The 3,341-nt window shown below is 73.8% G+C and carries 2 protein-coding genes; one reads left to right on the top strand and one right to left on the bottom strand.

Annotated features, from left to right (window positions below; genetic code table 11):
• Positions 1 to 117: 117 nt before the first annotated feature.
• Complete coding sequence (locus tag ACFWBW_RS18470) at positions 118 to 1,137, bottom strand: AraC family transcriptional regulator (protein ID WP_385373659.1); 1,020 nt, start codon at positions 1,135 to 1,137, stop codon at positions 118 to 120.
• Positions 1,138 to 1,312: 175 nt separating this feature from the next.
• Between ACFWBW_RS18470 and ACFWBW_RS18465 the strand changes: the two genes are divergently transcribed.
• Positions 1,313 to 3,154, top strand: a complete 1,842-nt coding sequence (locus ACFWBW_RS18465) for an AMP-dependent synthetase/ligase (protein WP_385373657.1) — start codon at positions 1,313 to 1,315, stop codon at positions 3,152 to 3,154.
• Positions 3,155 to 3,341: the final 187 nt, after the last annotated feature.

Here is a 3,341-nt window from a genome sequence, read left to right as displayed (position 1 = left end):
GTGCCGGCACCGGCCTCGGCACCCGCCGCGACGGCCGGACCGGCACCTTGCCGCACGTCTCATCACCGCCGCACTCGCGACCCCGGTCGGCCGACCGCCCGGCTGACCGCCCGGCCCCTACGGGCCCCCCGACGCGATGCGGTACGCCCCCGGGGTGGTGCCCGTCCAGCGGCGGAAGGCGCGGTGGAAGGCGGTGTCCTCCGAGAAGCCCAGGCGGGCCGCCAGCTCCGCGATGGGTTCGCGGCTCTCCGCCAGGCCGGCGATCGCCGCATCGCGCCGTACGTGGTCCTTCAGTTGCTGGAAGGACGTGCCCTCCTGCTGGAGCCGCCGCCGCAGCGTCGCCGGGGACACCGCCAACCGCCCTGCCACCTCGCCCAGTTCCGGCAGCCGCGGCGAGCCGCGCAGGGCCTGGGTCAGGGTCCGGCGGACCTGCTCCGCGACCGTGGTCCCGTACGCCGGCCGGGAGAGGAGATCGAAGGGGGCCCGCCGGAGCATCGCGTCGAGCGCGGCCTCGTCCCGTACCAGCGGAGCCGTCAGCCAGTGCGCGTCGAAGGCCACGGCCGCGCCCGTGCGCGCCTCGCCGAAGCGGACCGGACAGTCGAAGAGCAGCTCGTACTCCTGCGCGTGCGGCGGCGCCGGATACGCGAAGGAGGCGTGGGCCAGGGGGATGCGCCGGCCGATCAGCCAGCTGCTCAGCCGGTGCCAGATGGCGAGCACGCACTCGGTGAGGAAGCGCTCCTCGTCCCGCGCGAACTCGTTCCGCACCGCGAACCACGCCTGCCCGCCCTCGACCTCGAGCGCCAGCTCCGGCCCTCCCGGAAACAGCCCGTAGAAGGTGGCGGAGCGCTCCACCGCCGCACCGAGATCGCGGCAGCCCAGGGAGGCCCTGCACATCATCGCGAAGGTCCCGGGCCGGCTGGGGACGCTGGACAGGCCCAGGAACTCGTCCTGCGTGGCCCGGTACAGCGCCCGGAACAGCCGCGCGAACTGCGCCGGTGTGACCCGGGCCCGGTCGTCGCCCAGCAGCAGCGGCGGAATCTGCGCCTCCTGGAGCAGGGGCACGGTGTCCAGCCCGCTGCCGCGCGCCCCCGCGAGCACGGCACGCACGTGGTGCACGGTGACCGTCCGCCTCCCCATGGGTCCGAAGGTAGCCGCAATGAGCGCTGAGGTCAGCGGGGGTGACGCTTCCGGTCATGCCGCGGACGCCTCCCCGGTGCCTAGCGTCATCGGTACGACCCGAGTCGGTACGACCCGAGTCGGTACGACCCGAGTCGGTACGACGTGAGTACGACGTGAGGGGGAGGCGAGCCCGATGAACCCGATGAACCCGATGAACCCGATGAACCCGATGAACCCGATGAGCCCGATGAGTGCGATGAGTGCGATGAGTGCGAGCGAGACGGACGGAGCCGTGCGGCCGCGCACGCTGGCGGTGTTCACGGAGTGGACGGGCGAGCGGTACGCCGCCGAGACCGCACTGCGGCACAAGGCGGAAGAGGGCGGCTGGACCACCGTCTCCTACGCCCGACTGCGCGACCGGGTACGGGAGTCCGGGCGAGCCCTCCTCGGCCTCGGGGTAGCCCCCGGCGAGCGCGTCGCGGTGCTCGCGGAGACCCGGCCGGAGTGGACGTACACCCACTTCGGGGTCCTGGCCGCGGGAGCCGTCCTCGTGCCGGTGTATCCGACGGCCGGGGAGGAGGAGCTCGCCTGGGTGCTGTCGGACTCCGCGGCCGTGGTGGTCGTCTGCGACGACGCCGCGCAGGCCGCCCGGGTGGAGGCGCTGCGGGCGAAGCTCCCCGCGCTGCGCGCGGTGGTGGAGATGGACGCGCTGCGCGCCCTCCCCGGCCCGGCGCCGGAGCCCGAACTCCTCGCCCGCGCCGCGGCGGTGGACCCCGCGGCCGACGCCTCCATCGTCTACACCTCGGGCACCACCGGCCTGCCCAAGGGCTGCCGCCTCACGCACGCCAACCTCGGCGCCATCCAGGACGCCACCCTCCCGCTGGTCAAGGGCGGCCCGGGGGACTCCACGTACCTCTACCTCCCCCTCGCCCACCTGCTGGCCCAGCTGATCCAGTTCACCACCCTCCTGGAGGGCGGGGAGCTCTGCTACTTCGGCGGCCGCATCGAGGACGTCATCGGCGAGCTCGCGGAGGCCCGGCCGACCCATCTGCCGTCCGTACCAAGGTTGTTCGAGAAGCTGCACTCGGTGGTCCTCTCCCTCGCGGAGTCCCAGGAGGGCGGCGGCGCCCGCTTCGCGGAGGCGGTCCGGGTGGGGCTGCTGGCGGCGGAGGGGAGTCTGGGAGCGGAGGGGAGTCTGGGAGCGGAGGACCGCGCTGTGTACGACGCCGCCGAGAAGTCCCTGTACTCCCTGGTCAGGGGCGCCTTCGGGGGCCGCCTGAAATGGGCGCTGACGGGCGGCGCCCCGATCGCCCCGGCCACCCTCGACTTCCTGCGGGCCTGCGGGATCGCGCTCTTCGAGGGCTACGGCATGACGGAGTCGGGCGGGGTCATCAGCCTCAACCACCCGGACGGGGTCCGCTACGGATCGGTGGGCCGTCCGATCGCCGGGTGCGAGGTCCGGATCGCCGGGGACGGGGAGGTGCTGGCCCGGGGCCCGATGATCTTCCCCGGGTACCACGCCAACGACACGGCGACGGCCGAGGCGCTGGACGGGGACGGCTGGCTGCACACGGGTGACCTGGGGGAGGTCGATGCCGAGGGCTTCCTCCACATCACCGGTCGCAAGAAGGAGCTGATCATCACCTCGGCGGGCAAGAACATCACCCCGACGGAGCTGGAGTTCGCGGTGCAGCGCTCGCGCTACGTTTCCCGCGCCGTCATGATCGGCGACCGCCGCCCGCATCCGGTGGCCCTGATCACCCTGGACGCGGAGGAGATCGCCGCTTGGGCGGCCCGCGAGTCGGTGGCCCTGGACCCCGCCGCCCCCGGCGACCATCCGGCCGTACGGGCCCTCGTCGCGGAAGCGGTCGAGGCGGCCAACGCCACTGTCTCCCGCCCCGCCCGCGTCCGCGCCTTCCGGGTCCTGCCGGGGGAGTTCACCGTAGAGGCGGGCACCCTCACCCCGACGCTGAAGCTCCGCCGCCGCGCGGTCGCGGAGCGGTACGCGACGGAGATCGAGGAACTGTACGGGTAGGGAGTGGTGGGGGGTGGGGGGGAGTGGTGGGGTGGGGCGAGGTGGGGTGGGGCTGCGGGCCAGTCGGTGGCTTTGACGGGGACCGGGGGGAGCCCGGCAGTCCAGTGTCCTTTCGGCGTGGGCCGGTCCCTCAAGGGCGCTCCCTTCGGTCGCGTCGCTTCGCGATGGCCTTCGGCCACCCTTGACC

Origin of the sequence: Streptomyces sp. NPDC059957 (genome assembly GCF_042730015.1) — a bacterium.
In the GTDB taxonomy this organism is placed as follows: Bacteria; Actinomycetota; Actinomycetes; order Streptomycetales; family Streptomycetaceae; genus Streptomyces.
This window is presented reverse-complemented; position numbering and strand designations above follow the sequence as displayed.